Origin of the sequence: Streptomyces sp. R28 (assembly GCF_041052385.1) — a bacterium.
Taxonomy (GTDB): domain Bacteria; phylum Actinomycetota; class Actinomycetes; order Streptomycetales; family Streptomycetaceae; genus Streptomyces.
The window spans coordinates 8,573,170-8,599,120 of record NZ_CP163439.1 but is presented as its reverse complement, the minus strand read 5'-3'; the positions used below and the strand labels follow the sequence as shown (position 1 = coordinate 8,599,120).

At 71.2% G+C, this 25,951-nt stretch carries 22 protein-coding genes; 11 read left to right on the top strand and 11 right to left on the bottom strand.

Features of this window, described 5'->3' with window-relative positions; genetic code table 11:
• Nucleotides 1-52 precede the first annotated feature (52 nt).
• Together AB5J49_RS37645 and AB5J49_RS37640 are read left to right on the top strand one after the other, a co-directional pair.
• A complete protein-coding gene (locus AB5J49_RS37645) occupies nt 53-1,372 on the top strand; it encodes a jacalin-like lectin (protein ID WP_369173321.1) in 1,320 nt (439 codons plus the stop codon).
• A 121-nt stretch (nt 1,373-1,493) separates the two neighbouring features.
• On the top strand, nt 1,494-1,997 hold the full coding sequence (locus AB5J49_RS37640) for a hypothetical protein (RefSeq protein ID WP_369173320.1): 504 nt from the start codon (nt 1,494-1,496) through the stop codon (nt 1,995-1,997).
• Here AB5J49_RS37640 and AB5J49_RS37635 read toward each other — a convergent pair.
• The 3 genes from AB5J49_RS37635 to AB5J49_RS37625 are packed head-to-tail and all read right to left on the bottom strand — an operon-like array spanning nt 1,994 to nt 3,678.
• Nucleotides 1,994-2,911, bottom strand: a complete 918-nt coding sequence (locus tag AB5J49_RS37635) for an aminoglycoside phosphotransferase family protein (protein ID WP_369173319.1) — start codon at nt 2,909-2,911, stop codon at nt 1,994-1,996. The genes AB5J49_RS37640 and AB5J49_RS37635 overlap by 4 nt on opposite strands.
• A gap of 57 nt (nt 2,912-2,968) precedes the next feature.
• Complete coding sequence (locus AB5J49_RS37630) at nt 2,969-3,139, bottom strand: hypothetical protein (protein ID WP_369173318.1); 171 nt, start codon at nt 3,137-3,139, stop codon at nt 2,969-2,971.
• Nucleotides 3,136-3,678, bottom strand: a complete 543-nt coding sequence (locus AB5J49_RS37625) for an ABC transporter permease (protein WP_369173317.1) — start codon at nt 3,676-3,678, stop codon at nt 3,136-3,138. Before AB5J49_RS37625 ends, AB5J49_RS37630 begins: the two co-directional genes overlap by 4 nt.
• A 479-nt stretch (nt 3,679-4,157) precedes the next feature.
• On the opposite strand from AB5J49_RS37625, the gene AB5J49_RS37620 reads away from it, so the two are divergent.
• The 3 genes from AB5J49_RS37620 to AB5J49_RS37610 all read left to right on the top strand — a co-directional run bounded on the left by AB5J49_RS37620 (nt 4,158) and on the right by AB5J49_RS37610 (nt 7,033).
• On the top strand, nt 4,158-4,760 hold the full coding sequence (locus tag AB5J49_RS37620; RefSeq protein ID WP_369173316.1) for a TetR-like C-terminal domain-containing protein: 603 nt from the start codon (nt 4,158-4,160) through the stop codon (nt 4,758-4,760).
• 61 nt (nt 4,761-4,821) lie between these two features.
• The gene (locus AB5J49_RS37615) at nt 4,822-6,231 is read left to right on the top strand and encodes a hypothetical protein (RefSeq protein ID WP_369173314.1); all 1,410 of its coding nucleotides are present in this window, start codon (nt 4,822-4,824) and stop codon (nt 6,229-6,231) included.
• A 37-nt stretch (nt 6,232-6,268) separates the two neighbouring features.
• On the top strand, nt 6,269-7,033 hold the full coding sequence (locus AB5J49_RS37610) for a hypothetical protein (RefSeq protein WP_369173313.1): 765 nt from the start codon (nt 6,269-6,271) through the stop codon (nt 7,031-7,033).
• Between the two features lie 61 nt (nt 7,034-7,094).
• On the opposite strand, the gene AB5J49_RS37605 is transcribed toward AB5J49_RS37610, so the two are convergent.
• The 4 genes from AB5J49_RS37605 to AB5J49_RS37590 all read right to left on the bottom strand — a co-directional run bounded on the left by AB5J49_RS37605 (nt 7,095) and on the right by AB5J49_RS37590 (nt 9,296).
• Nucleotides 7,095-7,448, bottom strand: a complete 354-nt coding sequence (locus AB5J49_RS37605) for a hypothetical protein (RefSeq protein ID WP_369173312.1) — start codon at nt 7,446-7,448, stop codon at nt 7,095-7,097.
• A gap of 88 nt (nt 7,449-7,536) precedes the next feature.
• On the bottom strand, nt 7,537-7,956 hold the full coding sequence (locus AB5J49_RS37600) for an NUDIX hydrolase (protein ID WP_369175388.1): 420 nt from the start codon (nt 7,954-7,956) through the stop codon (nt 7,537-7,539).
• A gap of 79 nt (nt 7,957-8,035) precedes the next feature.
• The gene (locus AB5J49_RS37595) at nt 8,036-8,812 is read right to left on the bottom strand and encodes an isocitrate lyase/phosphoenolpyruvate mutase family protein (protein ID WP_369173310.1); all 777 of its coding nucleotides are present in this window, start codon (nt 8,810-8,812) and stop codon (nt 8,036-8,038) included.
• Nucleotides 8,813-8,837: 25 nt separating this feature from the next.
• The gene (locus tag AB5J49_RS37590) at nt 8,838-9,296 is read right to left on the bottom strand and encodes a hypothetical protein (protein WP_369173309.1); all 459 of its coding nucleotides are present in this window, start codon (nt 9,294-9,296) and stop codon (nt 8,838-8,840) included.
• A 298-nt stretch (nt 9,297-9,594) separates the two neighbouring features.
• Between AB5J49_RS37590 and AB5J49_RS37585 the strand changes: the two genes are divergently transcribed.
• Together AB5J49_RS37585 and AB5J49_RS37580 are read left to right on the top strand one after the other, a co-directional pair.
• Complete coding sequence (locus tag AB5J49_RS37585; protein ID WP_369173308.1) at nt 9,595-10,821, top strand: hypothetical protein; 1,227 nt, start codon at nt 9,595-9,597, stop codon at nt 10,819-10,821.
• A gap of 89 nt (nt 10,822-10,910) precedes the next feature.
• Nucleotides 10,911-11,573 carry a hypothetical protein gene (locus AB5J49_RS37580; RefSeq protein WP_369173307.1) on the top strand — a complete coding sequence of 221 codons (663 nt, stop codon included), beginning with the start codon at nt 10,911-10,913 and terminating at the stop codon, nt 11,571-11,573.
• On the opposite strand, the gene AB5J49_RS37575 is transcribed toward AB5J49_RS37580, so the two are convergent.
• Both AB5J49_RS37575 and AB5J49_RS37570 read right to left on the bottom strand, forming a co-directional pair.
• The gene (locus tag AB5J49_RS37575) at nt 11,563-13,284 is read right to left on the bottom strand and encodes a DUF2264 domain-containing protein (protein WP_369173306.1); all 1,722 of its coding nucleotides are present in this window, start codon (nt 13,282-13,284) and stop codon (nt 11,563-11,565) included. The genes AB5J49_RS37580 and AB5J49_RS37575 overlap by 11 nt on opposite strands.
• Nucleotides 13,285-13,353: 69 nt before the next feature.
• A complete protein-coding gene (locus tag AB5J49_RS37570) occupies nt 13,354-14,406 on the bottom strand; it encodes a rhamnogalacturonan acetylesterase (RefSeq protein ID WP_369173305.1) in 1,053 nt (350 codons plus the stop codon).
• Between the two features lie 233 nt (nt 14,407-14,639).
• Here AB5J49_RS37570 and AB5J49_RS37565 point away from each other — a divergent pair, with 233 nt between their 5' ends.
• Nucleotides 14,640-16,304, top strand: coding sequence for a rhamnogalacturonan lyase B N-terminal domain-containing protein (locus AB5J49_RS37565; protein ID WP_369173304.1), 1,665 nt, complete (start codon nt 14,640-14,642; stop codon nt 16,302-16,304).
• A 7-nt stretch (nt 16,305-16,311) separates the two neighbouring features.
• Here AB5J49_RS37565 and AB5J49_RS37560 read toward each other — a convergent pair whose 3' ends face one another.
• On the bottom strand, nt 16,312-17,727 hold the full coding sequence (locus tag AB5J49_RS37560; protein ID WP_369173303.1) for an RICIN domain-containing protein: 1,416 nt from the start codon (nt 17,725-17,727) through the stop codon (nt 16,312-16,314).
• Complete coding sequence (locus AB5J49_RS37555) at nt 17,727-18,860, bottom strand: glycoside hydrolase family 43 protein (protein ID WP_369173302.1); 1,134 nt, start codon at nt 18,858-18,860, stop codon at nt 17,727-17,729. The genes AB5J49_RS37560 and AB5J49_RS37555 overlap by 1 nt, the downstream gene beginning before the upstream one ends.
• A gap of 88 nt (nt 18,861-18,948) precedes the next feature.
• On the opposite strand from AB5J49_RS37555, the gene AB5J49_RS37550 reads away from it, so the two are divergent.
• From AB5J49_RS37550 to AB5J49_RS37540, 3 genes are all read left to right on the top strand, one after another.
• Nucleotides 18,949-20,820 carry a zeta toxin family protein gene (locus tag AB5J49_RS37550; protein ID WP_369173301.1) on the top strand — a complete coding sequence of 624 codons (1,872 nt, stop codon included), beginning with the start codon at nt 18,949-18,951 and terminating at the stop codon, nt 20,818-20,820.
• A gap of 108 nt (nt 20,821-20,928) precedes the next feature.
• A complete protein-coding gene (locus AB5J49_RS37545) occupies nt 20,929-23,553 on the top strand; it encodes an ATP/GTP-binding protein (protein ID WP_369173300.1) in 2,625 nt (874 codons plus the stop codon).
• Nucleotides 23,554-23,647: 94 nt separating this feature from the next.
• Nucleotides 23,648-25,792: an autotransporter gene (locus AB5J49_RS37540; protein ID WP_369173299.1), complete on the top strand. Its 2,145-nt coding sequence runs from the start codon at nt 23,648-23,650 to the stop codon at nt 25,790-25,792.
• The last annotated feature ends 159 nt before the right edge of the window (nt 25,793-25,951 follow it).

Sequence of the window (25,951 nt, the reverse complement as noted above, 5' to 3'; positions counted from 1 at the left end):
ACCTCACCCGCCTCACCCACTCACCCACCTCACCCCTCGGAGACACCCCCACATGAGAAGACTGATCGGCACGCTCGCGGCCGCAGCCCTGGCCCTCACCGGCCTCGCCACCACCGGCTCGACCCCCGCGGTGGCCGCCACCACCGGCACCTTCAACGTCCTGACCTACAACGTCGCGGGCCTTCCGGAAGGCCTGAGCTCCGGCAACCCGGAGAAGAACACCCCGTTGATCTCGCCGCGGCTGGCGGCGTACGACATCGTGAACGTCCAGGAGGACTTCAACTACCACGCGGCCCTCTACGCGGGCGACAACCACCCGTACCGCACCGCGACCAGCGGCGGCGTGCCGTTCGGCGACGGCCTCAACACCCTCTCGGACTACGCCTTCGAGGACTTCGAGCGGGTGAAGTGGAACAAATGCACCGGCACCAACTGCCTGACCCCCAAGGGCTTCTCGCTCGCCCGGGTCCGGCTCGCCGAGGGCGTCTTCGTGGACCTCTACAACGTCCACACCAATGCCGACGACACGGACGACGCGCTGGCCGCCCGCCGCGCCAACGTCGAGCAGCTGTCGGACTTCATCCAGGCGAACTCGTCCGGCAACGCGGTCGTCGTCATGGGTGACACCAACACCCGGTACACCCGCAGCGGCGACAACATCCGCACCCTCGCCGACAAGAACGGTCTGACGGACGCGTGGGTGCAGCTGGCCAAGGGCGGTGTCCGGCCGACGCAGGGCGCGGACGCGCTGGTGTGCCCGACGACGGCGCCGCCGAACGGCTGCGAGGTCGTCGACAAGGTCCTCTACCGCGGCAGCAAGCTCCTGACGCTCAATGCCACCCGCTACAACAACGAGTGGGCGTCCTTCCTGGACTCCGCGGGCGGCAACCTCTCCGACCACTTCCCGCACACGGTCGACTTCTCCTACACCCTCAACTCCTCCCTGAGGGCCGGCGACTTCATCGGCGGCCCGCACGGCACCGCCTTCAACGACGCGGACGACCTGCCGACGTCGGTGTCGCCGCGCACCCTGACCCTGCGCGGCAGCTCCCGCCTGGACGCGGTGTCCCTGACGCACGACGGCGGCACGGCCCTCACCCACGGCGGCACGGGCGGCACGGCGACGTCCCTGACCCTGGCTTCGGGCGAGCACCTCACCGCCGTAAAGCTGACGCAGGGCCAGAAGGACGGGCGTACGCGGATCTTCTCGGCGTCGTTCACCACGGACAAGGGACGTTCGCTGTCCGCCGGTACGGCGATGTCGGACTCCAAGACGTTCACGGCACCGTCCGGTTGGCAGATCGTCGGGTTCACGGGGCGGGCGGGCGACGAGATCGACAAGTTGGGAGTGCTGTACGCGCCGATCGGCTGACGGCTCGCACGACGGCCGCCCACCCCCGCAGCCGCAGGCGGGTGGGCGGCACTGCACAATGTGAACGGCCGCCGTCCGACCGGCCCTTGTCCGCCCGCTCGTCCCCTCTCGGAAGAACCTCATGCACCGCGACCCGTCCTGGGACCCCCTGCCCACTCGCGGCACCACTCGGCTGACGTGCCAGTTCCTGCTCACCACCGTGTACGCACCGGTGCACTGGATGTTGTGCACGGCGCTCCTGCTGGCGCTCCTGGCCTTCGGCCTCGTGATCGAACTGCTCAGCTTGATTCCCGGCGTGGAGCGGGGATACGAGAAGTTCATCGACGCCGTGTTCCGGGTCTTCCCGTGGTGGCCCCTCTGGTTCGTGACGCTGCCCGAGCTCCGTCACGAAGGGGATGTCGCCTTCTACCAGGCGCGCGTCGAGGCCAAGCTCGCCAAGCTGGTCAAGTGGAAGCAGCCGCAGGCGACGATCCCCCTGCGTACGTACCGTGCCGTGGGCGCGGGTTATGTGGCGCAGCGCCTCGGTCAGTACGGGTGGCGGCTTCAGGACCAGGTGTCCCAGAGGCCGTTGACCGGGCTGCAGCTGAGCCGTGTGGCACCGGCACAGGCAGCCTCACCCGCCTAGCGGCGGCCCGTCGCGGTGAGGCGGCGCAGTGCGGCCTGGCCGGGTGGGCCCCAGGTGGCCTTGCCTCCGGGCCGGCCCCGGACACCCGCCTCTCCGATGAGGATGCCGCCGAGGGCGCGCATCACCGCCCAGCCGCGGGCCCGGCGCAGGGTCGCGGCATCGGGGGCCGGCTGGTAGGCGGCGTGGAAGCGGTCGGCGGCGCCGTCCGGCAGCAGGATCCAAGGGGCGGCGAGGTCGCAGGCCGGATCGCCCGCGCAGAGGTCGCCGAAGTCGATCACGCCGCAGAAGGAGGCGTCCTCGGTGAGGATGTTGGCCGGGTGCAGGTCGCCGTGGAGCCACAGCGCCGGGCCGGTCCACTCGGGCGCGGCGACGGCGTCCTCCCAGACCGCGCGGACGGCGTCCGGGTCGGGGATCAGCCCCATCTCGGTGGCCGAGGCCAAGCCTTCGGCCACCCCCTCGGCGTGGTCGGCCAGCGGCCCCCCGCGGCCACGGCCGGCCGGCGCCCCGTCGGGGGCGGGGCGGTGAAGAGCCGTCAGGAAGGCGGCCAGGGTGTCGGCCGCCTCGGCTGCGCGCGTGGCGGGCGCCTGATCGGCAGGCGAGCCCGGTACCCAGGTGGTGACGATCCAGGGCCGCGGAAACCGCTCGGACGGCTCGCCGAGGCGCTGCGGGACCGGGACCGGCAAGGGCAGATGAGGGGCGAGGGCGGGAAGCCAGGCGTGCTCCTTGCGCAGCAGCGCGTCCGCGGCCTGCGTCGCCCAGGGCAACCGGACGGCGAGGTCGTCGCCGAGCCGCCACAGCTGGTTGTCCCAGCCCCGCGCGCCGAGCTTCACGGGGCGGTCGGCGAGGTCGGGGTGCTGGTCCTGCAGGAGGTCCCGGACCAGCTCCGCGGTGATTTCGATCTCTGTGGTGGTCATACGGAGCAACGGTAGTCAGGGCGCCGCCGCCCGCTCCCGCACGGCCGCCGCTCCCGCTCACTCGCTCCGCAACACCTCCGCGATGGTCAGCCGCCCAGCCCTGCGCGCCGGAACGAACGCCCCCAGCACCGCGATCACCAGCCCCGCCAGGGCGAGTGCGGCCAGCGCCGGGGCCTGCCAGACGTCCGTCATGGAGGCGGGCAGGGTGATGTCCACGGCGGCCGTCATGGCGGGACGACCAGGTCGTAGCCCGCCACGCCCAGGGGGATGCCAAGCAGGGAACCGATCGCGCCGAGAACCGCCATCGACGTCACCGTCATCACCGTCACCTGCCTCGGCGTCATGCCGATCGACTTCGGCATGCCCAAGTCGCGCCGCCGGTCACGGGTGTTGAGAACGACCGTGTTGAAGACGCCGAGCGACGCGACGACGGCCGGCATCAGGGTGAGGGCCGAGGCCGAGCCCATGACGGTCTGCGTGATGGCGTTGGAGCCCCGCACGTCCGGTGTGATCCCTGGGTCGGCGGCCCGGGCCGCGCGGGCGTAGGCGGCCGGGTCGCTGCCGTCGCGGAGTCCGACGTGGTAGCTGATGGGCTTCTCGTGCGGGGCCAGTGCCGTCAGCGTCGACCAGCCGGCTGCGACGACCCGGGCATTGCTCTGCATGAACTCCCCCACGACCAGCACCGCTTCGGTCCGGCCGCCCTTCTCCAGGCTGACCCGGTCGCCGACCCGTACGCCGTTCTGGCGCAGGAAGGCCGAGCCGGCCACGATCCAGCCTCGGCGGTGTGCTGGCCTACCTGCTGGCGGCCGGCCATCCCGAGCGCGTCGCTCGCCTGGTCCTGGAGGAGACCCCTCCCCGGCGCCACAGCGCCCGCCGGGGCCGCTCGACTTCGACTGGGCGGCCCGGCCCGCGATCGTCCGACAGCTCAACGCCCCGGATCCGGCGTGGTGGGACGCTCCGCCGGGGATCAAGGTCCCGACGCTCGTCGTCGCGGGCGGTCCCGAGAGCCATCTGCCGCAGAAGGTGATCGCCGAGATGGCGGGGCGCTTCCCGGCGGGGCGGCTCGTCACGATCCCGGCCGGGCACAGTGTCCATGGGCCCCGTCCGAGGGAGTTCCGCTCCGCGGTGCGGAAGTTCCTCGCAGGAGGCTGACCTCACTAGGATGCCCCCTAGGGCCTCTAGGTCTCGAAGGGTCCAGGGGTCCAGGGCCCCAGGCCAGGTCACGCATCCGGAGGTCACCCACCCCATGGCCCGCGCAGGACTCACCGCCGACCGTCTCGCCGCGGCGGCGGCCGATCTCGCCGACGAGGTCGGGTTCGAGAAGGTCAGCCTGTCCGCGCTGGCCCGGCACTTCGGGGTGAAGGACGCGAGCCTGTACTCGCACGTCAGGAACCTCCAGGACCTGCGGACTCGGGTCGCGCTGCTGGCCGGCGGCGAGATGATCGACCGGATCGCCGCCGCCGTCGCCGGACGCGCCGGCAAGGACGCGCTCGCGGCCTTCGCGGACGCGTATCGGGAGTACGCCCTTCAGCACCCGGGCCGATACGCCGCGACCCAGATCCGGGTCGACCAGGCCCTCGCCGCCGACTCCCCCGCCATGCGCCGCACCGCCGAGATCACCTACGGCATGCTCCGCGCCTACGGCCTGGAGGAACCCGACCTCACCGACGCCGTCCGCCTGCTGCGCAGCACCTTCCACGGCTACTGCTCTCTGGAGTCCACCGGCGCCTTCGGCGCTCCCCGTGAGGTACGGAAGTCATGGGAGCGCGCCGTCGACGCCCTGCACGTGGCACTCGTGAACTGGCCACGCGGCGAGCACGACCGGCAGCCGCCCCAGTTGTCACCCTGACCACTTAGACTGGAAGCTTCGCGGAGGTCACACGCCGCCGCCACGGGGGAGGGAGCGTGTCTTGTCCCAACAGCAGCTCGGACGCGGCCCCCTGAGGTCCCGGCAGACCCGTCCCACGCCGCGCGTTCCCGACGAGGAACCCCCGCACGGCTCACCCCCGGCACGTTTCGTCGGCTGGCTCGGCGGCCTCGGCTGCGTGGCCGCCGGCTACGGCGTCTTCCAGTTCCTGTTCAGCGTGCTGCCCGGCTCCATCGACGGTTCGGCCGCCCGCTATCTGATCGCCGGCATCAGCGGGCTCGGCACCTCCGTCGCGGCCTGGCTGGCGGCGGCGCTGCTGCGGGCCCGGGCAGCGGCCGGCGAGCGGGCACCGGGCACCGCCGTGGGGCCCGCTGCCATGGCGCCGGGGGCGTCCGGCCCGCTCCCCCATGCCTTCGCCTCCGCCTACGACAGCCTCGTCGAGCAGGTGTCCGTCATGGACGACCCGGAGCTCGGACGGCTCACCGGCTGGCCGCACTCCCTCGGCGAGGACTCGCCCTCCCGCCCCACCCCCGTCGGCACCGCGTACGGCCTGCACATCATGCTCGACCTCGGCGTGCCCGAAGGACGGCTGAGCACCGGCGACCTGGTGGACACGCTGTGGCGGCTGCGGCTCCCGGACGGCGGCTGGTCGGCGCGCTCGCAAGGGTCCGAGGCGCGTCCGGAGGTCACCGCGCTGGTGCTGGGCGCGCTGGCCCGGGCCGGCGCCTCCGCCGAGCGGCTGACCGCGGAGGTGGACCGGTGCACCAGCGGTTTCACGCGCCAACTCGACCGCGCCGGGCGGGAGTCGACCCATGTCGTGACGACCGTGCTGCGCGGGCTGCTGCGTGCCGCGCCCCGCTCCGAGGTCCTTCCCGTGCTGCGCGAGGCCCTCGCGGACGGCGCGATCAGTGACGCGCGCCGCGACCATCTGCGCTGCTGGGGCTACCGCCTCGACCCGCCGCACGGCTGGCCGTCGCCGCTGCACACCGCACAGGCGGTCGTCGCCCTCGACCGGGCCGCCCGGGTCCTCGGCGAGAACGCCGGTGCGCGCGCCGCCCGCGAGGACGGCGTCCGCTGGCTGCTGACCTGCCCGGAGGCGTCGCACGACACCTGCGCGGACCTCAGGAGCCTGCACGAGGAGGTACGCCGGCCGCGCACGGACGACCCCTCACGCCACGAGGTGCTGAACGTACGGCACTTCACCGCCTCCTGGGTGGCCCGCGCCCTGCTCTCACCGGGCGCCGTGGAGATCGCCCGCGCCGACGGGCTGGAGGAGGAGTGGCGGGTACGGCTGGACGGGGCCGTCGCCGCGGTGTGGGCGGGGCAGACGGACGGTGTCTGGTTCTGGGGGCGGGGCGACAGCACCGAGCTGCGGCGGCCCATGTGGATGACCTATCAAGGTCTTTCGACGCTGCGCGCGCATGCCGTATGGATGTATCAGCCGGGTGGCTGAACTCGGATGTCACAAGCGGTCGTTGGAGGATGAGTGCATGGGCGGTCGGCAGGTCCTGGCGACGCGGCGGCTGCTGGCCGGGGCACTGGACGGTGAACTGCCCGAGCACCGGCTGGCGTCCGCTGCCCGCTCCGTCGTCACCGAACTGGGCTCCCCCGACCGGCTGCCCGAGCTGATCGCCGAACTCGCCTCCGGGGAGGGTGATCCGGAGGGCTGCGCACGGCTGTCGTACCGCCATGTCCTCGGCTTCGACAAGCTGCTGCTGATCGACGGCGGCCCGCGCCACATGCTGCGCGCGCACGTGTGGCATCCGGGCGCGGGCGGGATCGGCGAGGAGGACATCCACAACCACCGTTCACCGCTGGCCTCCTATGTCGTACAGGGCCGGCTGGCCATGGAGCTGTACGAGGTCTGCGACGAGATCCGCGAAGAGGGAGGCGATGACGCCGATGCCGGAGTCGGCGGTATCGCGGCGGCCCGGTACGAGGAGTCGCTGGCGCAGCGGTCGGCGGACTGGGTGCTGGAGCCGGCCGGTGCGGCGCGGCTGCGGCTGACGCATGTGGGGCAGTACGCGGCGGGCAGCTCGTACGCCCTGCCCGCGCACACCCTGCACCGGGCCTGGTGCGACACGGACGCACCGACGGTGACGCTGTTCCTGGAGACGGGTGCGGGGCGGCGGCGGCACACGGATGTGTTCACGGCGGCGGGCCCGCATCCGGGTGCGGTGGAGAAGGTGCCGTTGGATGTGCGGGACTATCTGGGCGCGTTGAGCGATCTGGCGGAACGGCTCAGGGCCTTGTGACGGGCGCTTGTGGCGGGGCTTCGTGAGGGGGCCACGTGACGGCTTGCGGCACCCGCCCGGTTCACGGGAGTTTCACGAACGGCGACAAGAAGGCTCGGGCGCCCGGGGTGTCCAGGCGGCACGTCACGTTCGTCGCGTAGCACGGGGTGTCCCCGGTGATCGTGGTGGCGGCCAGGACGTTCTTGCCGCCGATCACCGCGAAGTCGGGGCCGCCCGAGTCGCCGTAGCAGGCACCGCCGTTGCCCTGCGGCGCGGTCATGGCCAGGCGCGCCCAGGAGTCGTTGAGGGCGTCGAAGGTGACGGGCGCCTTCAGCCGGACGCCGCCGCCGGGGTGGGTCTGCCCGGCCGGGCCGTTGGCGGCCTCCTGGGTGCCGTATCCGGCCACGAACCAGTCGGCTGGGGGCAGCTGCGACAAGAGCGTGCCCGCTCCCGCAGGGCTTTCCCCATGTGTTGCCCATGTGCTCACTGTGTGCAGCTCGCCGTGCGGAAGTGCCCCTACGGGCTCAGGACTCGGTGAAGGCCTGGTGCACGATGTCGAGGTTGTACGCGTCGACCTCCACGCTGGTCAGCTCGGACCGGCCGAGCCACCGCGCGTCCTGATCAGGCTCGGGGAGGGTGAGGCTCGCAGACAATGGCCTGACCAGGAAGTTCTCCTGCCAGTTCTTGATCTCGTGCCCCCGGTAGTCGCTGAGGAAGGACGACTCGCCGACCTTGCGGACGATTTCGCCGAGCAGTCCGGTCTCTTCCTTCAGCTCCCGCAGGGCGCCGTCCTGGGCACTCTCACCGGGCTCCAGCTTCCCGCAGGGGACACCCCACACCCGCGGCAGGAACCGCTCCTTCTCGCTGCGGCGCACCAGAAGCACCCGCTGCTTGTCGTCCATCACGACGGCGGCCGCAAGGCGCCTGTCGCCGGGGATGTCCATGGTCATGGTTCCTCGGTCCCTCGCCGGTGATGAGTCCAAAGGGTCTGATACCCGGAAAAGAGTCAAGGCTAACAGGAAGCTACGGCCCGGCGCTGTGAGGCAGGTCGCCCCGGCGGCTGAGCGCGTCCACCGCACCGTACGACGGAAGGGCCCCCTGCGGTGTCCGCCCCTCCCTGATGTCCACGGCCGCTTCCAGTGCCGCGCCGAGTGCCCGCCGGTAGAGCAGCGAGCCGAGGCTGACGCGACGGACGCCGAGGTCGGCGAGGTGGGGGACGGTGGGGCCGGTCGGGGTGTAGAGGATGTTGAGGGGAACGTCGAGGCGCCTCACCAGGGCGGCGATCCGGCGGGGTTCGGTGAGTCCCGGCACGAACACGCCGTCGGCACCCGCCTGTTGATAGGCGTCGAGGCGCTCGTCGGTCTCCGTTCCGTCACCCAGCCAGTACGTGTCGGTGCGGGCGTTGACGAAGAGGCCGGGTGCCGCCGACTTGACCGCGGCGATCTTCGCGGCGTGCAGCGCGACGGAGCCGAGCCGGTCCTCCAGGTTGATTCCGACGGCCCCGACGGCCTGGAGCTGACGGGCGAACTCCCCCACCCGGCCGGGGTCTTCGCTGTATCCGTCCTCCGCGTCCATCGAGACGAGATACGGATCCGAGCCGAGGTCGAGGGCGAGCCGGAGTGTCTCGTCACGGGTGGCCGATGTCCCGTCGGGCAGGCCTGCGGCCGCGGCGGCACCGAGGCTCGTCGTACCGATCGCGGGAAAGCCCTCGGCGGCGAGCCCCCTCGCCGAGGCGTGGTCCCAGGCGTTGGGGAGCAGCAGGGGCTCGTCACCGTGGTGGAGTTCGGCGAAGGCGGTCATGCGAGGTCCTCCGAGTCGGCGGCGGTCACGACAGGTCTCCTACGGCGTCGGCGTAGTAGGTCGACCCTTCCAGGTGGTGGGCGAGTTCGCGGAAGCTCCAGCCTTCGCCGGGCGAGTGGTCGAGCTGGTCGTCGCTGAGGGCGTCCAGCCGGTTCGCCCAGATGCGGGCGAGGCGGGTCAGCCGGCTGCGGGCCTCGTCCAGGTCCTGCGGGGTGAAGGGGGCGAGGTCGGCCTCGGTGGTGACGGTGGAGGCGTGCCAGTGGTCGGGCTGGGGCTCCTCGCCGGCCAGCCGGGCCTCCAGCTCGGCCAGATGGTCGATGAGGTGGTCGGCGACCCGGCGGATCGCCTTGTGCGGGGTGTAGACGCGGTCGTCGACGTGGGTGGGCTCGCCGTCCCAGTTCGGCCAGGTCGCGGCGAGGGTGAGGACGTGGCCGACCATGGCGGTGACGGCGTCGGCGGGGGTCGGAGGGACGATTTCGCTCATGCTCCGAACGCTAGGCGTGCGTCGTTTCGGTGCCGGCCGAAGTGAGCCGGCCACGGTCTGTGAAACTTCAGCAACTTTGTCGGCCTCGGCGGCGACCGGGATACATGACTTCCGCAAGACGCACGACGTCCGCCTCCGCATCCGGCGCATCCGGCGCGCCCGGCCATCGCCGGGCCCACGCCGCCCGGGGGCCGCTCATCGCGGGCCTCGCCGCCACCGCCGCCCTGGTGGGCGCCTGGTACGCCACCGCCGGCGCCGCCCCGAGCGCCGCCCCCAGCCTCACCCCACGACCACCACGGTGCACCTGCCGGCCAAGTTCCCCTATCTGTCGGCCGGTTACAACAACACCCGCGAGTGGACGCGCACGGCGACGGCGGCGGCCCCGAACGGCACCCTGCGGGTGGCCTGGCCCGCCTCGGACGGCATCCACGTCACGCCGCTGACCGCCGCCGGGAAGCGCTCGGGCGCCGACACGATCGTCAAGGGAACCAAGGAGGTCGGCGGTCTGGTCGCGCACAATGACGGCTTCGCGCTGCTGACCCGGGTCGCCGACACCAACAAGTGGAAGGAGACGGCGGCCGCGCTGATCCGCTACACGAACGGCAAGCAGATCTTCCGCACCAAGCTGATCGGCACTTCCTCCCACGACACGGCACCGACCCTCGACGGCCAGCTCACCTGGAACGGCACCAAGTACGGCGCGTACTTCGTCGTGCACGGTGCGGGCGGCTTCGCCGACGGGCACTTCGGCGACAAGCTGTCATACGTCGGCGCCAAGGGTGCCAAGCTCAGCGGGGGCTGGAGCTGGGGGTGCAGCCACAACGAGGGCATCGCCCTCGCTGCCGAGAAGACCGGCGCCTTCACCTCCCTCTGCTTCGACGACTGGCGCTCGGGGCTGTTCGTGTCGACAGGGATCGGCGCGCCCGACAACGCCCCGGTCGTGCAGCGCGAGCAGTGCTGGGCGGGCTACTGCGGCGGCACGTTCGCGGGCCGTACCGGTGACCTCGTGAAGTCGGCCACCGGCCGCTACGCCACGGCCTTCGCCTCCCGCGGCGCCGCCTCGGCCAAGAAGAACTCCGACGACTCCAGCGGGCGCGGCTGGACGGTCACCCCGAAGACCAGCACCCACCAGGTGGCCGTCGCCTTCCTCAAGAACCGCAACACGCCTGCGGGCAAAGCGATCCAGTTGTCCGGCACCAAGGGCGTCGAGCACGTCAACGTCCGCCTCGCCCCGTACGGCAAGGACCGCCTCCTGCTGTCCTGGGAGTCCCTGAAGAACGCCAAGTGCGCGAACGGCACCTGCACCGGCACCTTCGCAGGCACGTCCTTCCGGCTCATCGACTGGAACGGCACGTTCCAGAGCGCCACGAAGGGCGTCGGCACCCGGATCACCGGCGACATCGCGGTCCAGAAGGACACCACGCTGACCTGGGCGTCCGTGCCCGTCAAGCCGTCGTACGCGACGCCCCTGACCGGCGCGTCGCCGACCACGACGACTCTGCAGATCGCTCGTCTGAAGCCCTGAGGTCCCTGGGACCCCGAGGTTCCGAACGTCGTACTGTTGCGGCGATCATCATCGCGACGCGAACACGACGAGAACACACGGGGGCTCGCATGACCATTCATCGACCGGGTCGGCCGGAGGACCTTCCGTCGGGCGAGGAGCTGTGGGCGCGGTGGGCGCTGCTCGCCGCCGTGGAGGCGAATTCGGAGCGGGAGCAGTGTCCGAGCGTGCACCGGACCGGCCACTGGATCGACGAGGAGGGCCTGCACTGGGACGACGCCGGGTGCACCTGGTGGATCCTGTCCAGGAGGGGCGAGGGCCGGTTCGTGCTCTACGGCGAGGACGAGTCGAGCGGCGTGAAGTGGCACGAGCCGCCGATCGACATACTGGCGGGCGGGCCCGACTGGCTGCCCTACGAGGAGCTGCACGACCGGCTGGAAGGGTACGAACTCGGCTGTGTCTACTGGTACGAGAACGGGACGTGGAGCCGGGCGCCCTACCCCGAGAGCCTCGAGGACGACGGTCTGGACTGCGGGATGAGCAGCCTCGTCGACCGCGGTGACCTGCTGCGGGAGCTGGCGCTCCACTACGACGACACGGCCGGCGGCCCGGGCGTTGACAGCATCCTGGCCGACGCCGAGGCGTACCGGCTGGACGCACGGCTGCTGCTGGAGCGCCTGCGCACCCATCCCGACGGTGACCCGCCGGAGCCGCCCGCCGTCGCCAGGGCACTGGACCGGGCGGGCATCACGGCCCAGGAGGTCAGCCGCTAGCCGTATCGACCCGCACGCAGCCGGCGTCACCGTCGCCGTCCGTCAACCGCACGCGGACGGCACGGCCGTCGTTCCAGCGGACGTGAATCCCGCCGTCGTCATCCAGGCGCACGGTCACCGACTCGTCGAGCGGCGCGGGTTCCGGTTCGGCCGTGAGCCGGGCGAGGGCGACGAAGAGGGTGGGTTCGGCGTCGGTGACGCCGGCGAGGTCGTCGTCGAGCCGGGCGACGGGGCGGAGTTCGGCGCGGACCCCGTCCCGCGCGGCCCAGCCGGTGATGCGAACGGGCGTCCCCGGCGCCGCACCCGCCACCAGATGGGCCCGTACCTCCACGGCCCCCCGCGCGAGCACCACGCTCGTCACCCGCGTCCCGTCACCGACCGAGTGCCGCGAGGCCACCCAGCCGCCGCCCACGCCCTCCCCCGCACCCAGCGGCACGATGTCGCTGCGGCTCGGATCGTCGCCGACGATCACGCTGTTGTCGTACGACGACGAAGGCTCCGTCACCGTCGAGTAGGCGAGGCGCGTGTAGTACGGGTCGTAGCGGACGTCCTCGCTGCCGTGGTTGTGGAGGCGGACCAGGCCGTCGGAACGCGTGGACTGCAGCAGCCAGTTGGGAGCGGCGACGGCGGTGACCGCGTCCGCGCGCTCGACGGGGGCGGGTTCCTCCACCGCCGTCCACACCTCGTGGTCGGCGGGGAGAAGCAGGCCGAGGAAGGCCTTGCTCGCCCAGTACGGGGACGCCGGGCCCGAATAGCCTTGCAGGACCGCCTCGTCGGGGCCGTGCCAGCCGAGGGTCAGCAGGCCCTGCTCGTCCACGGCGCCCCGCTCCAGGAAGTACTTCAGCGCGCCGGAGGCCAGCCGCCTCGTCTCCCCGGGCGCGAGCGGCGTACGGCCCGTCAGGGCGCCGAGCCACAGCGGGGCCGTGGTCGCGAAACGGTAGGTCAGGGAGCGGCCCTGGTGCATGGGGGCGCCGTCGGCGCCGAACAGGCGGGCGTAGTCCTCCAGATGCCGTGAGAGCCGACCCCCGTACAGCTCCGACAGCCGCTCGTCCTGCGCCAGCCAGGCGTGCAGCACCGGGTACAGGTGCATGGCCCAGCCGTTGTAGTAGTCGAACTTGCGGCCGTCGCCGTCGGTGTACCAGCCGCCGCCGACGTACCAGTCCTCGATGCGCTCCAGCCCCCGGTCGATCGCCTTGCGCGACTCCTCGGCCTCGTGGCCGACCTCCTGGAGGAAGCCGCCCACCGTCACCGGGAACAACTCCCAGTTGCAGGGCCAGGCCTCGGCCGTCACCGCGTCCCCGAGCCAGGCCGCCGCCCGCTGCCGCACCCCGTCGTCCAACCGGTCCCACAGCAGCGGCCGCGTCAGCCGCAGCGCGAGGGCGATCGACGCCGCCTCGACCAGGGGCTGGCTGCGGTCCTCGACGCGGGGCCAGACCCCCGAGACGCCGGCCGCGAGTCCGTCGGCGTAGCGCTCCAACGCCGTCTCGTCCCGGCGGAAGGCCGCGAGGAGCAGCGTACGGGCGTAGCCCTCCAGGCCGTCGGAGAGGCGGCCCGACCAGCTCTGGCGGTCGCCGGGGAAGTGGTAGAGGGCGCGGTCCTCGGTGGCGTACGGCTCCGTCGCCGCGAGCAGGGCGTCGGCGGCCGCCTCCCAGTGGGCGCGGGTGTAGCCGGTGTGCGGGCTGCGGGTGCGGTCGTCGGGGGGCAGGTGCATCGGTCCTCTTTCTCGCCGGCTCGGTTCAGACCTGGGGCGCCCCGGTTCCGGTCAGGGCGCCCCAGGGGTTCATCCCACCCGCACCAGGCCCTGCGGCACCAGATGCAGGGCGGCGAGTTCGTCGCGGACCAGATCCGCGTACACCGTGGCGCCGTGCACCGAGGTGTGGGTGTTGTCCCGCTTCTCGTTGTAGAGGTACAGCGCCTTGGATGCCTCGACGCCCAGGGACTCCACCAGCGCCTTCGTCTTCGCCGTCAGGTCGATCAGGGGGACATCCTCGGCGGCGGCGACCGAGCGGATGACGGCCGGGTGGTCCACGCCGAGGCCGTTCACCAGCAGGGCCGTGCCGTTGTTCAGCGTGCCGTCGGCGTTGAACCAGCGGCGCACGATCGGGGTGACGAGAACGGGCCGGCCGCCCTTCTCCCGTACGCCCGCCACCAGCGTTTCGAGGTTGGCGCGGTAGGTCGCCTCGTCGGTCGTCTTGTCGTTGTGGGCGAGCTGGATCAGGACCAGGTCGCCGGGGCGGATCTGCGGCTGGACGGTGGCCCACAGGCGGGAGTCGGCGAGGTAGGTGACCGTGCTCTCGCCGGAGTCGGCGTAGTTGGCGACGGACACGCCCTTGCGGAGGTACTGCGGCAGCTGCTGGCCCCAGCCGGAGTACGGGTCGCCCGGCTGGTCGCAGACCGTGGAGTCGCCGACGAGGAAGATCTGGCGGGCGTGCCGGGCCGGGGTGACCTTGATGTCGGCGAGCGCGGGTGCCGACCCGCCGAGGACCAGGTCCAGGCCGGGAGTCCCTGTGGGGCCCGTCGGCTCACCCTCGGGCGTGCGGACGTTCACGGTGAAGCTGCGGGCGACGCGCTCGCCGGCCGGGGCGGCCGTCTCGGGGAGCAGGGCGCGGCGGGTCTCACCGGTGACGCTCGTGCTCGACGCGGCCTCGCCGCCGAGGAGGACCTTCACGTCGTACGTGCCGGCCGGGACGTCGAAGTGGCAGGCGGTGGCGGTGCAGTTCCCGATGCCGAGGGGACGCTGGGCGCCGTACGCCTGGGCCGGTACGGCCGACAGGGCGGACAGGCCGGTGCTCAGCGTCACCGCCGCCAGGACGGCGCGGTTGAAACGTCTCATTCGTCGGCTCCTCCACAGGACGACAAGGCCTGGCGCTGGGACCGTACCGCGTGGAGCAAGCGCTTTCTAGCCCTTGGACTCATTTCACAAGATTGCCAATCTCCTGCCATCGAAAGCCCTTTCGCGAAATCGATTCAACTGTCACCCTCGCTCTCACCGCACCACCCCCCACACCTCTCGAACCACCTCGCGAACCACCTCTCGGATCACCTCTCGAAGGAGGCACCCCCCCCATGTCCGGATCCGCCAACAGACCGGTCCGACGCCGCACCTTCGTGCTCGGCACCGCGGCCGCCGCAGGCACAGCCGCGCTGAGCGGCACCGCTTCCGCCGCGGCCTTCGGCTGGAGCGACGACGGCTCGAACTACGTCGTCGACACCGGCGCCAACCTCGTCTTCAAGGTCAGCAAGTCCAACGGCGACCTGACCTCGCTGGTCTACCGCGGCACGGAGTACCAGGGCTACGGCGGCATGAACTCGCACATCGAGTCCGGCCTCGGCTCGTCCACCGTGTCCATCAAGCAGTCGGGTTCGACGATCCTGATCTCCGTGGCGTACGGCACGCTGCGGCACTACTACGCGGCCCGCAGCGGCGAGAACAACATCTACCTGTGGACCAACAAGGCCGACACCTCGGTCTCCGCGACCCGCTACATCCTGCGCGTGAAGAAGGGCCTGTTCCTCAACGACGAGCCCGACTCCTACACGTACACGAACAGCACCATCGAGGCCTCGGACGTCTTCGCGAAATCCGACGGCCAGACCCGCTCGAAGCACTACTCCAAGCTCCGGGTGATGGACTACGACTACATCGGCTGGAAGACCGGCAGCGTCGGGCTGTGGATGGTGCGCAGCAACCACGAGAAGGCGTCCGGCGGCCCGTTCTACCGCTCGCTGCTGCGGCACCAGAGCGCGGACGGCGGTGGGCTGTACGAGATCCTGTACTACGGCCAGAACCAGACCGAGGCCCAGCGCTTCGGCCTCCAGGGCCCGTACGTCATCGCTTTCACGGACGGCGGGGCGCCCTCCTCGTCACTGTTCCCGGGCACGCTCACCACCTCGTGGGCGGACTCGCTCGGCATGTCCGGGTACGTCGGCGCGAGCGGGCGCGGCAAGGTGGCCGGGGTCGGGATATCCGGGCGGAACACGGCGTACCCGTACACCGTCGGGATCGCCAACTCGTCGGCGCAGTACTGGGGTTCGGCACGGTCGTCGGACGGGTTCTTCTCGATCGGGGGTGTGCTGCCGGGGACGTACACCCTCACCGTCTTCAAGGGCGAACTCGCCGTGTACACGGGCTCGGTGACGGTCACGGCCGGTGGCACGACCACCCTCAACACGATCGCGATTCCGTCCTCGAACGACCCGAGCAACGCGAGCGCGATCTGGCGGATCGGCGACTGGAACGGCACGCCGAGCGGCTTCAAGAACGCCGACCTGATGACGTACGCGCACCCCTCGGACGTCCGGGCGGCCTCCTGGACCGGCAACGTGGTGATCGGCAACAACGAGACGGCGTCCTTCCCCTGCTACCTCTGGAAGGACGTCAACAGCGGGATCCTGGTGTACTTCCGGCTGACGGCGGCGCAGGCGGGGGCCGCGCACACGCTGCGCATCGGGGTGACGACGGCGTACGCCAACGGCCGCCCCCAGGTGTCGGTCAACGGCGCCTGGACGTCCGCCGTCCCCTCCCCGCCCAGCCAGCCGGACACCCGGTCGCTGACCAACGGTTCGTACCGCGGCAACAACCACACGTTCACGTACAGCGTGCCGGCGTCCGCCTGGCAGACGGACACCGGCCAGTACAACGTGCTGAAGATCGACGTGGTGAGCGGTTCGGGGCTGACCGGCTATCTCAGCGCGGGCACGGCGATCGACGCGATCGACCTGCTCGCCTGAGGGCACCTCATGTCCCGCGCGTCCACTGCTGGTTCGTCGCGCCGTTGCACGTGTACGTGATGATCGCGGCGGCGTTGGCGGTGGACGCGCCGTTCACGTCCAGGCACTCCCCGCTCGCGCGGGACTTGATGTTCACATAGGAGCCGGTGGTGGTCACCGACCACTGCTGGCCGGTCGAGGAGGCGTTGCAGTTCTCCTGGGTGACCGTGCTCGCGTTCTCCTGCACGCACAGGGAGCTGTTCCTGACCAGCAGCTGGTAGTAGCCGCTGCCCACCGACTTGAACCAGTACTTCTGGTTGTTGCCGCCGTTGCAGTCGTACTGCTTGATCTGGGCGCCCTGCCACAGCGACTGGCTGGTCACGTCGGCGCACTTGGATGAGTTCCGGGCGATCAGCGTGTTGTACGTGGCGCTCGTCCCGCTGATCGAGCCGGTGGCCGTGTCGATGGTGACCTCCGGCGTCCAGGACATGGACATCGAGGTCGTGGAGGGGAAGGTCAGCGGCAGCCAAACGTAGCGGGAGTCGTTGACGGTGCCGCCGAAGGAGTTGCCCCAGCGGTCGCCCAGGTAGAGGTACGAGGTGGTCGAGGTGCCCTGCACAGGGAGGACGTACGCGGTCTGCGAGCCGTAGGTCGTGGAGTCGCCGATGTTCGTCATGGCGGTCCACGGGCCGGCGATGCTGGTGGCCGTGGCGTACTGCTGCTGGTTGGGGTTCCAGCCGGTCGCGCCCGACGTCAGCATGAAGTAGACGCCGTTCCGCTTGAACAGGGCCGGGGCCTCGCGGTGGCCGCCGTGCCAGGGGTCGGCGACGAGGGCGGCGATGCCCGTGTAGTCGCTGGTCAGGCGGTAGATCTGCAGGTCGTAGTTCTCGCGGGCTGCGGAGGCCATGTACCCGGTGCCGTCGGTGTCGACGAAGACCGTGATGTCACGGGACATGTGCTGGCCGAGCGGGCGGAAGCTGCCCTGCCAGGTGTAGTTGCCGTCGACGGTGTCGGAGACGGCGACGGCGGCGCGGGCCTCGCTGTAGTCGGTGCCGTTCTCCTTGTGCATCCACATGACGAACTTGCCGGTGGAGGCGTTGTACATGACCTTCGGGCGCTCGATGTTGGCGGTGGCCAGCTCGGAGGCGCTCGACTGGGTCAGGACGTGGTTCCTGAACTCCCAGTTCTTCAGGTCGGTGGAGCGGTAGGCGTCCACGTACCGGAAGGTGTTGTCGGCGTTGCGGTGCTCGCCGAACCAGTAGTAGTAGGAGCCGACCTTGATGACACCGCCGCCGTGCGCGTGCACGGGGCTGCCCGAAGTGTCGGTGAACTGGGTGCCGTTGGTGAGGGTCTGGGGTGCCGCCTGGGCGGGGCCGGCGGTGGCCAGGGCGCCGGCCAGGGCCAGACAGAAGGCGAGCAGAACCGCGTACGCACGTCTCGTCATCACGCACTCTCCTTCACGGTCGCGGCGGTCGTCCCGGCAGTCGTGCCCGTCGCCGTGTCGGCCACGGGTATGCCGAAGTCCGGGGTGCCGTCGGCGTTCCAGCCGAGCTTCTGGACGCGGGTGTGGCGGTTGGGGTCGTTCAGTGGGTCGCCGACGATCTCCTTGTACTGGCGGGCGTGGTAGACGAGGACGTCGCTGCGGCCGTCCTCGGCAACGGTGAAGCAGTTGTGGCCGGGGCCGTACTGCTTGGTGGTGTCGTTGCTGGTGAAGACCGGGGTGGGGGACTTCGACCAGCTGGCCGGGTCCATGAGTTCGCTGTCGGCGTCGGCGGTGAGCATGCCGACGCAGTAGTGGTAGTCGGTGGCGGACGCCGAGTAGGTGAGGAAGATCCGGCCGTTGCGCTTGAGGGCGTACGGCCCTTCGTTCACCTTGTAGCCGACGCACTCCCAGTCGTACTCGGGTGTGGACAGCCGCACTTGAGGCCCCGTCAGGGTCCACGGGTTCGCCATCTCGGAGAGGAACAGACCGGTGTTGTTGTCCATCCCGGGTTCGTGCTGTGCCCAGCACAGGTAGCGGGTGCCACGGTGGGTGAAGGTGGTGGCGTCGAGGGAGAAGGTCTCCCAGGCCGTCTTGACCTGGCCCTTCTCCACCCAGGTGCCCTTGAAGGGGTTGGGGTGGGAGTTCTCCAGGACCCAGATGCGGATCTTCCACACGTCCTCGGCGGGCGCGGAGGCGAAGTAGATGTACCACTTGCCGCCGATGCGATGCAGCTCCGGCGCCCAGATGTGCGCGCCCATGTCACCGGTGGCGTGGGCCCGCCAGATGACCGACTCGGCGGCCGTGGACAGGCCGTTCAGGGTGCGGGAGCGGCGCAGGATGATGCGGTCGTACTCGGGGGCGGTGGCCGTGAAGTAGTAGAAGCCGTCGGTGTGCCGATGGATGTGCGGGTCGGCGCGCTGGGAGACGAGGGGATTCACGTAGGGGGCTGCCTTGGGAGGTGCGGCGTGGGCGACGCCGGGAAGGGCAGAGGCTGCGGTCAGGGCACCGGCGGCTGCGGCGCCCTTCAGCAGCAGTCTGCGACTGGGGGACGGGGGTATGTGGGGGACCTGGGGCAGATCGGGGTCGCGGCTCATGCGGACTGCCTCTCCGTGGGGGGGCCGATCAAGACTGTTCGGGATGGCGAACAACATCTGTGATTACGAACGGCTGAAAGGTAAGGGCGTGAAACGGAGAGGTCAACGGGTCGGACGGGACTGGCACATCGCGCCCGTCGTGCTGAACGAGGACCGGCACGCGGAGATCCTCAGGACGGACGTTCTGCCGACCTGGACCAGGGACACCGTCGCCCAGGAGAACCCCGTCGCGGTCTTCGTCGCCGGGCAGCCCGGCAGCGGCAAGTCCCGCCTCGCGGACCTGCTGCAGGCGTCCTTGAACCGGAGGGGCGGTGCGGTGCGTGTCGACGGCGACCGGTACAAGGCGCTCCATCCGTCGTACGCCGTGCTGCTGGCCGAGGACGAGCGGACCGCGGGCCTGAAAGTGCGGCCGGACGTGCGACGGTGGCAGGCCGAGGTCGAGGAGTACGTACGCGCCCACAGGCTGGACGCGGTGATCGAGGCGGCGCTCACCGACCCGGAGGAGTTCCGGATCGCATCCCGTGCCTTCCGGACGGCCGGCCACCGCATCGACGTGACGGTTCTGGCCGCGCCGGGGGCGCTGAGCCAACTGGGCGTGCTGGACCGCTACATACGGCAGGTTCACGCCGCCCGCACAGGCCGGTTCGTCTCCTGGGAGGACCACGACGCATGTGTGAACGGCCTGCTCGCCACCCTTCGGGTCATCGAGGACGAGCGACTGGCCGACCGCGTCACGGTGTTCCGGCGCGATGGGGAAGTGCTCTACCGCAACGAACTGACCGCGGGCGCGTGGAGACGGCCGTCGGCCGCTGCGCCGGTGGTCACGGCGGAGCACGTGAGGCCATGGAGCGCCGAGCAGACCTGGCGGCTCGGTCGGGAGCTCTTCGGTACCGAGGAGCGGCTGGCCGACCTGCGAGTCTCGGCCGACCAGCGCCTGGCGGTACGCGGCTGTGTGGAGCGGGTCATCGCGCTGTCCGAGCCGGTGCGCCGCATCGCGCAGCCACTGAGCCGACCGCCCGGTGTCGACTACCACCGACTGTCGGCCGGTGAACATCGCCGGATCTTACGTGAGTTGATCGTGCCCGCCCTCGGCGAGATCACCGCCCACGACGCCCCGCTCGCGGTGTACGTGATGGCCCAACCGGGTGCGGGCAAGTCCCGGCCGGCCCGTCTGGTCCGGCAAGCCCTGCGCCTGAGGCGGCCGACCGCGGTCGTGGGCGACGACTTCAAGGCGGCCCACCCCGACTATCTGCGGCTGCTCGAGGTGGATCCGCGAACGGCCGGCGCCCGGATCCGTGCCGACTACCAGGCCTGGCAGGAAGAGGCCGAGGCGTACGTGCGCGCCCGGCGCGGCGACGTGGTGGTGGAAATCGCTCCCGGCAGCGCCGGGCAGTTGCTGGCCGGCGCCGCGCGCTACCACGAGGCGGGGTACCGGGTGGAGCTGGTCGCCCTGGGCGTTCGGGCCGCGGACAGCCGGCAGGGCACCGCGGTGCGATACGCCGAGATGCGCCGCAAGAACCTTCCGGCCCGCTTCACCACCGCGTCCGGTCACGACGTGTGCTTCGCGGCCGTCGCGGATGCCGTCCGGGCCGCCGAGCACTCGCGGACGGTCGACTCCGTGGCCGTCATGCGACGCGACGGCAGCGCGGCCCACCGCACCGAACGGGACGCCGACCAGCCCTGGATCCACCTGGCCGGCGCCGTTCCGGCCCTGGTCGGGGAGCAGCAACGCCCGTACGGCGAGGAGGAGGCCGCGAGGTTCCTCACCGTGCAGCGGCGGCTGCGCGCGGCGTTGCCGCAGTACCGGGCCGAGATCGCGCAGATCACCCGACTGGCGTGGCCGCTGATGCCGGGGCACCTGCGGCCGCCTCGTCTGACCGGCCCAGGAGCGCCCTCCGCGCTGCCCGCCCGGTACGAGGGGGCGCCCGGGCCCACGTCCGAGGCCGGCGCAGCCGGATGAAGCGCTCCTCTCCATCGGCCGGCCCATCGATATACTGCGGGGATCTCATGGGGGGATGCCGTGGCCGGTCGGGATTTACGGGCGCTGTTCAGCTCGAACGATCGAGGCTTGGACGCCGACGAGGCGTTCACGGACCGTCAGGCGCAGTGGTCGGCGCTGACAGCCGCGCTCATGGCTCATCTGCACAACGTCACGGTCCCGGGCTTCGACGTCGAGGACCTGGAGGCGCCCCGTACCAACATGCTCGTCTTCCACGGTGCGGGTGGGATCGGCAAGACGACGTTGTCCCGCAAGATCGAATCATCGCTCGCCAGAGGTGAGGACCGGCCCGCACAGTGGGACGAGCCCGACTTCCCCGAGCGGCTTCTTCCCGTGCGCATCGACCTCGCACGCTCGGCCGGCACGGACTTCGAGCGGGTCGTGCTGGCGATTCGGCTCGCGCTCGCCCGGCTCGGCCGCCCGCTTCCCGCCTTCGACCTGGCGCTGCGCCGTTACTGGGAACAGGCGCACCCCGGCGAGCCACTGGAGGAGTACCTGCGCCGCGGCGGGCTCGCCGCCCAGGTCGGTCAGACCCTGCCGAAACAGCTGCAGTCCGCTCTGACGGATGTCGCCGCCGCGCTTCTGCTGCCCGGCACGGTCGGCTCGGTCGCCGGCGAGGTGACCGGGGCACTCGTCCGTGCCCTGCGCGAACGTCGGCAGACCGTACGCGCGCTCGCCGGATGCGCCCGCCTGGCCGACCTGCTGGACGCCGAACCCGACCTGGACACGCTCTCGTACTACCCCCACCTGCTGGCCTGGGAACTCGCCCGGCTTCCCGCCGCCGCCCGCATCGTGCCGGTGATCCTGCTGGACACCTTCGAAGACATCGGCGATCGCGTCCACCGCGACTTCGAACGACTGCTGCAGCGCCTGGTGTGGCTCATGCCGAACGCGTTCTTCGTCATCACCGGCCGCAGCCGTCTACAGTGGGCCGACGAAGCGCTTCAGGGACAGCTCGACTTCACCGGCCCGCACGCCTGGCCGACCCTCGTCTCCCCCGACGCCCCGTCGTCCCGCGCGCTGCCGGGCGCAGGGCAAGTGCTGATCGGGGACTTCACCCCCGAGGACTGCCACGACTACCTCACCCGCCGCCTGTCCCGCGACGGCCGGCCGCTCATCGACTCAGCCACCCGCCAGGTGATCACCACCCGCTCCCACGGCTTCCCCCTCTTCCTCGACCTCGCCGTCCTGCGCTTCCTGGAGATACGACGCGTCCGTGCACCGCGTCCGGCGGACTTCGACGTCGCCTTCCCCGCCCTGATCGCCCGTACCGTCCGGGACCTCACCCCCGACGAACGACACGTGCTGCGCTCCGTGGCACTGCTCGACAGCTTTGACATCACCCTGGCGACCGAGGCCGCCGGCATGGCCCACGAGGCGGCCGCCCTGCGCCTGATCGAGCGGCCGTTCGTCCTCGAGCACGGACACGGCACCCCGCTGTGGCCCTACCACCTGCACGGGGTGATCCGCTCCGCCATCCGCAGTGCCGACGACCAGACTGACGACCGCTGGTCACCCCGTGACTGGGAACAAGCGGCCGGGCGTGCCTTCGAGGCGCTCGGCGAGCGCTGGCGGACCGCCCCCGCCGGGGACCGGCTGCTGCTGGTCGGCTGCCTGCGCCAAGGACTGCGCCTCGCCGGCGACTTCCACCTCGAACCCAGGTGGCTCGTGGATGCCGCCTGGAGCTACGTCAGCGACTCCGTCTGGGAACCACTCGCCCCGCCAACCGTGCCGGAGCCGACCGCGCCCCCGCTCCGGACACCGGCGGACGCCCTGGTGGAGTTGCTCGGCGCGCTGGCTCGCCGCCGGTACGAACACCGCGAGCACACCGTCACCCGGCTCTCCGCAGTCGCGGACACCGGCCTGCTGCCCGCCGAGCTCGCGGAAATGGCCCTCTACTACCGGGCCAAGGCCGAGCGGGACCTCGGCCGCACCGCCGCCTCCCGCCAGATCCTGCAGCCGATCGCCGCGGGCGATGGCCGCCTCGCCTTCGCCGCCCGGCGACAACTTGCCCATATCGCCCGTACCGCCGGTCACTTCCTCACCGCCCTGGCTGCCGCGCACGCACTCGGCTGGCCGGGCCGCCATCACCGCATCCGGGGCGACGTCCTGTGGGCGCAGGGGGACATGCCACGCGCGGCCGCCGCGTACGAAGCCCACCGCACCGAGGCCGAGGAGTTCGGTTTCGCCGGGGAACGCGCCATCGCCCAAGCTCACCGGGCCCTGGCGATGGCGTTCACCGATCCTGGCGTCGCCGACGACGAACTCGACCTCGCTCGAAGGCTGCTGACCGGACACGACGAACGCGCCACCACCCTCGCCGCCCAGATCGCCGTTCTCGTCCGCGCCGCCGGATCGCGTCGCACGGACATCGAGGACTATGCCCGGCTGCTGCGCACACAGGTCGACACCGCCGGCATCAACGCCGCCCGGACCTCCCTCGAGCTAGCCCTCGGCTTCCATCACGCCGTCTGCGGCGACCGCGGCCAGGTGGACGCCGTCCTCGCCCGGCTCCAGCGGCTCACTCTCGGTGGCGACTACGCGTACTACATCGAGATCGTGTCCTTCATGGCCGACCTTCCGCTCCCCTCCGGCCGATCCGGCATGACCCTCTGGCTCGACGGAGAGCCGAGCACGCGCGCCCGCTGGCACTCGCTGGTCACCGCACGCCGTGACTGGCACAGCACCAGGTAGTCGCGCAGCGCCCGGGGCCAGAGATTCCGGGCCCCGATTTCTGTTATCGGCCCTCCCCCGCCCCGTCTCCCATGATGTGCGCAGCCATATCCCCATGACAGCAGCGGCCCTCGGCACCCTCGCCGTGGTCACCGCCCTCACCGTCACCGCTCCTCCTCTTCCCGGCTCGTTCTCACTCGCGGCCGCGGTGGCCGCCGGCCCCCGAGACGTCACCGCCGACGTCCTCGGGGGCCGGGACGTGACGCTCAGCGGCGACACGGTCGTCACCGTGCCGTCCGGGACGACGACGTACGACGGTGTCTTCCGCGGCGAGGGCACGCTCACCGTGCGCGGCAGCGGGACGCTGATCCTGACCAAGGACAGCGACTTCACGCTGCCGAAGTCCCGGCAGCGGCAGAAGGTGAGCGTCCTCGGCGGCAATCACCCGTATGTCACGACGGCCACCCCCGACCCGCCCGCGGTCACCGTCGCACGCGGCGCGACCCTGCAGTACGGCAACGGCGGTACGACCGGGCTGGTCGGCCACTTCCCGTACAACACCCCGGCGTTCCGGCTCAACCAGGACAACATCCGGGTCGACGGCACCCTGCGGCTGTCATTGACGAGCGCCTACAACCTGGGCACGATCAGCGGCTCCGGGCTGATCACCCAGCCGCGCTTCCTGTGGGGCACCTGGGACCTGTCGGGCGTTCACTCCTTCTCCGGGGTGATCGACAACGGCACTCAGATGAACGCCGGACGGCCGGAGTTCGCGACGTCGCTGCCGAACGTGCGCAAGGTCCTCAATCAGGGCACGTACACCGTGGACACCCCGCTGGGACAGACCGTCACCATGGGCATGGACTTCTACCAGCGCGAGTACGGCAGCGACATCAACTTCCAGTCCCGGCCGGGCAGCAAGGTCGTCCTGACCGGCCAGTACAGCTGGTCCGACCAGGGCGGGGACACCAACCCCTCGCTCAGCGATCCGGCCCTGAACTGGTCGCCGGCGCGTAAGAACGTCAACAAGCGCGGCACCAACATCAAGGGCGCGAACGTCCAGTGGGGCAACGGGACGACCAGCAAGATCTTCATGCCCGGGACCGCCGAGACCGTCTACATCAACCTCCTGGCGGCGCGCTCCCGTTCGCTCCTCACCTTCGACTACAACGGCCCGGTGACGCTGGGCGCCCCCATCGGCGGCGGCAGGTTCCACGACACGCTGGCCGCGCCCGGGGCCGGGGACATCGTCATCAAGGGGACGAAGGGCAACGACGTCACCTTCGCCGCCGTGCAGTACTACGACGGCTCGACCACCGTCGAGAAGGGCGCCGTGCTGCGGCTGGGCAGCGGCAGGTCCGGCGGGGACGGTGGGCTCTACACGCGGGGTGGGCTCTACAAGGTCGTCAACAACGGCGCGCTCGTGCTCAACAACACGAGCAAGGCCCTGTCCCTGTCCCGGATCAGCGGCAGCGGGTCGCTCACCCAGTCGGGATCGGCGACGACGACCCTGACGGGGAGCGCGGTGGCCTACACCGGCACGACGACGGTCAAGAAGGGCACCCTCGCCCTGCGCGGCGGCGCGACGCTCGCCCACAGCAAGGCGATCCGGCTGACCTCGGCCAAGTCGCGTCTGGACGCGGCGACTTCGGGACTGCGCGTGGGCGACGCGAAGACACTGACCGGCAAGGGCACCGTGAAGGCGGCGGTGACGAACGACGGCGTGGTCGCGAGCGGCCTGACCGTCTCCGGCGACTACACCCAGTCGGCGAAGGGCGAACTCGTCCTGCGCGACGGCCCGTTGAAGGTGACCGGCGCGGTCCGCCTGGCCGGTGACCTGGACCTCGCGGCCGCCGCCACCTCGACGAAGCCCGCACGGGACCGGGCACGCGGGAAGATCACCGTCCTCGACCACGGAGGCCGCGCGAAGACGACCGGCGCCTTCACCGACCTCGAAGAGGGCAAGAAGCTCCAGCTCGACGACACCACCTACCGGATCAGCTACCGGGGCGGCGACGGCAACGACGTGGTCCTCACCGCCGTCACCACCACCCCCTCCCCCAGCGCCGACAGCCCCCGCACCGGAGTCGACACGGTCGCCTCCCCCGGCACCCGCACGGCGAGCGCCGCGAGCAACGGCCTCGGCTGGTGGCCGTACCTCCTGGCCGCGGGGCTGCTCGTCGGGCTCGCGATACCGGCGACGCGGTTCGGGCGGAGCGGCGGACGACGCCGGGGCGGGCGGCACGCGGCCCAGGGCTAGCCAGTGCCGGGGGTCGTCCGAGGCCGCCCAGTGACCGGCGGCTTCCTTGTTTCGGGTGAGCACCTTCAGTACGGCCGGTCCCCGGCGCGGAGCGGTCTCAGGCATGCGCCAAGGCTGGATTCCCCGCCTGTGTCCCACATGCCGGACACTCGCCCGCCT

Coding starts and splice junctions, on each gene's coding strand:
- AB5J49_RS37640 (WP_369173320.1), top strand. CDS start 1,494: ATGCACCGCGACCCGTCCTGGGACCCCCTGCCCACTCGCGGCACCACT.
- AB5J49_RS37600 (WP_369175388.1), bottom strand. CDS start 7,956: ATGGACATCCCCGGCGACAGGCGCCTTGCGGCCGCCGTCGTGATGGAC.
- AB5J49_RS37560 (WP_369173303.1), bottom strand. CDS start 17,727: ATGACGAGACGTGCGTACGCGGTTCTGCTCGCCTTCTGTCTGGCCCTG.
- AB5J49_RS37540 (WP_369173299.1), top strand. CDS start 23,648: ATGACAGCAGCGGCCCTCGGCACCCTCGCCGTGGTCACCGCCCTCACC.
- AB5J49_RS37645 (WP_369173321.1), top strand. CDS start 53: ATGAGAAGACTGATCGGCACGCTCGCGGCCGCAGCCCTGGCCCTCACC.
- AB5J49_RS37580 (WP_369173307.1), top strand. CDS start 10,911: ATGACCATTCATCGACCGGGTCGGCCGGAGGACCTTCCGTCGGGCGAG.
- AB5J49_RS37595 (WP_369173310.1), bottom strand. CDS start 8,812: ATGACCGCCTTCGCCGAACTCCACCACGGTGACGAGCCCCTGCTGCTC.
- AB5J49_RS37620 (WP_369173316.1), top strand. CDS start 4,158: ATGGCCCGCGCAGGACTCACCGCCGACCGTCTCGCCGCGGCGGCGGCC.
- AB5J49_RS37635 (WP_369173319.1), bottom strand. CDS start 2,911: ATGACCACCACAGAGATCGAAATCACCGCGGAGCTGGTCCGGGACCTC.
- AB5J49_RS37565 (WP_369173304.1), top strand. CDS start 14,640: ATGTCCGGATCCGCCAACAGACCGGTCCGACGCCGCACCTTCGTGCTC.
- AB5J49_RS37570 (WP_369173305.1), bottom strand. CDS start 14,406: ATGAGACGTTTCAACCGCGCCGTCCTGGCGGCGGTGACGCTGAGCACC.
- AB5J49_RS37590 (WP_369173309.1), bottom strand. CDS start 9,296: ATGAGCGAAATCGTCCCTCCGACCCCCGCCGACGCCGTCACCGCCATG.
- AB5J49_RS37630 (WP_369173318.1), bottom strand. CDS start 3,139: ATGACGGCCGCCGTGGACATCACCCTGCCCGCCTCCATGACGGACGTC.
- AB5J49_RS37575 (WP_369173306.1), bottom strand. CDS start 13,284: ATGCACCTGCCCCCCGACGACCGCACCCGCAGCCCGCACACCGGCTAC.
- AB5J49_RS37610 (WP_369173313.1), top strand. CDS start 6,269: ATGGGCGGTCGGCAGGTCCTGGCGACGCGGCGGCTGCTGGCCGGGGCA.
- AB5J49_RS37555 (WP_369173302.1), bottom strand. CDS start 18,860: ATGAGCCGCGACCCCGATCTGCCCCAGGTCCCCCACATACCCCCGTCC.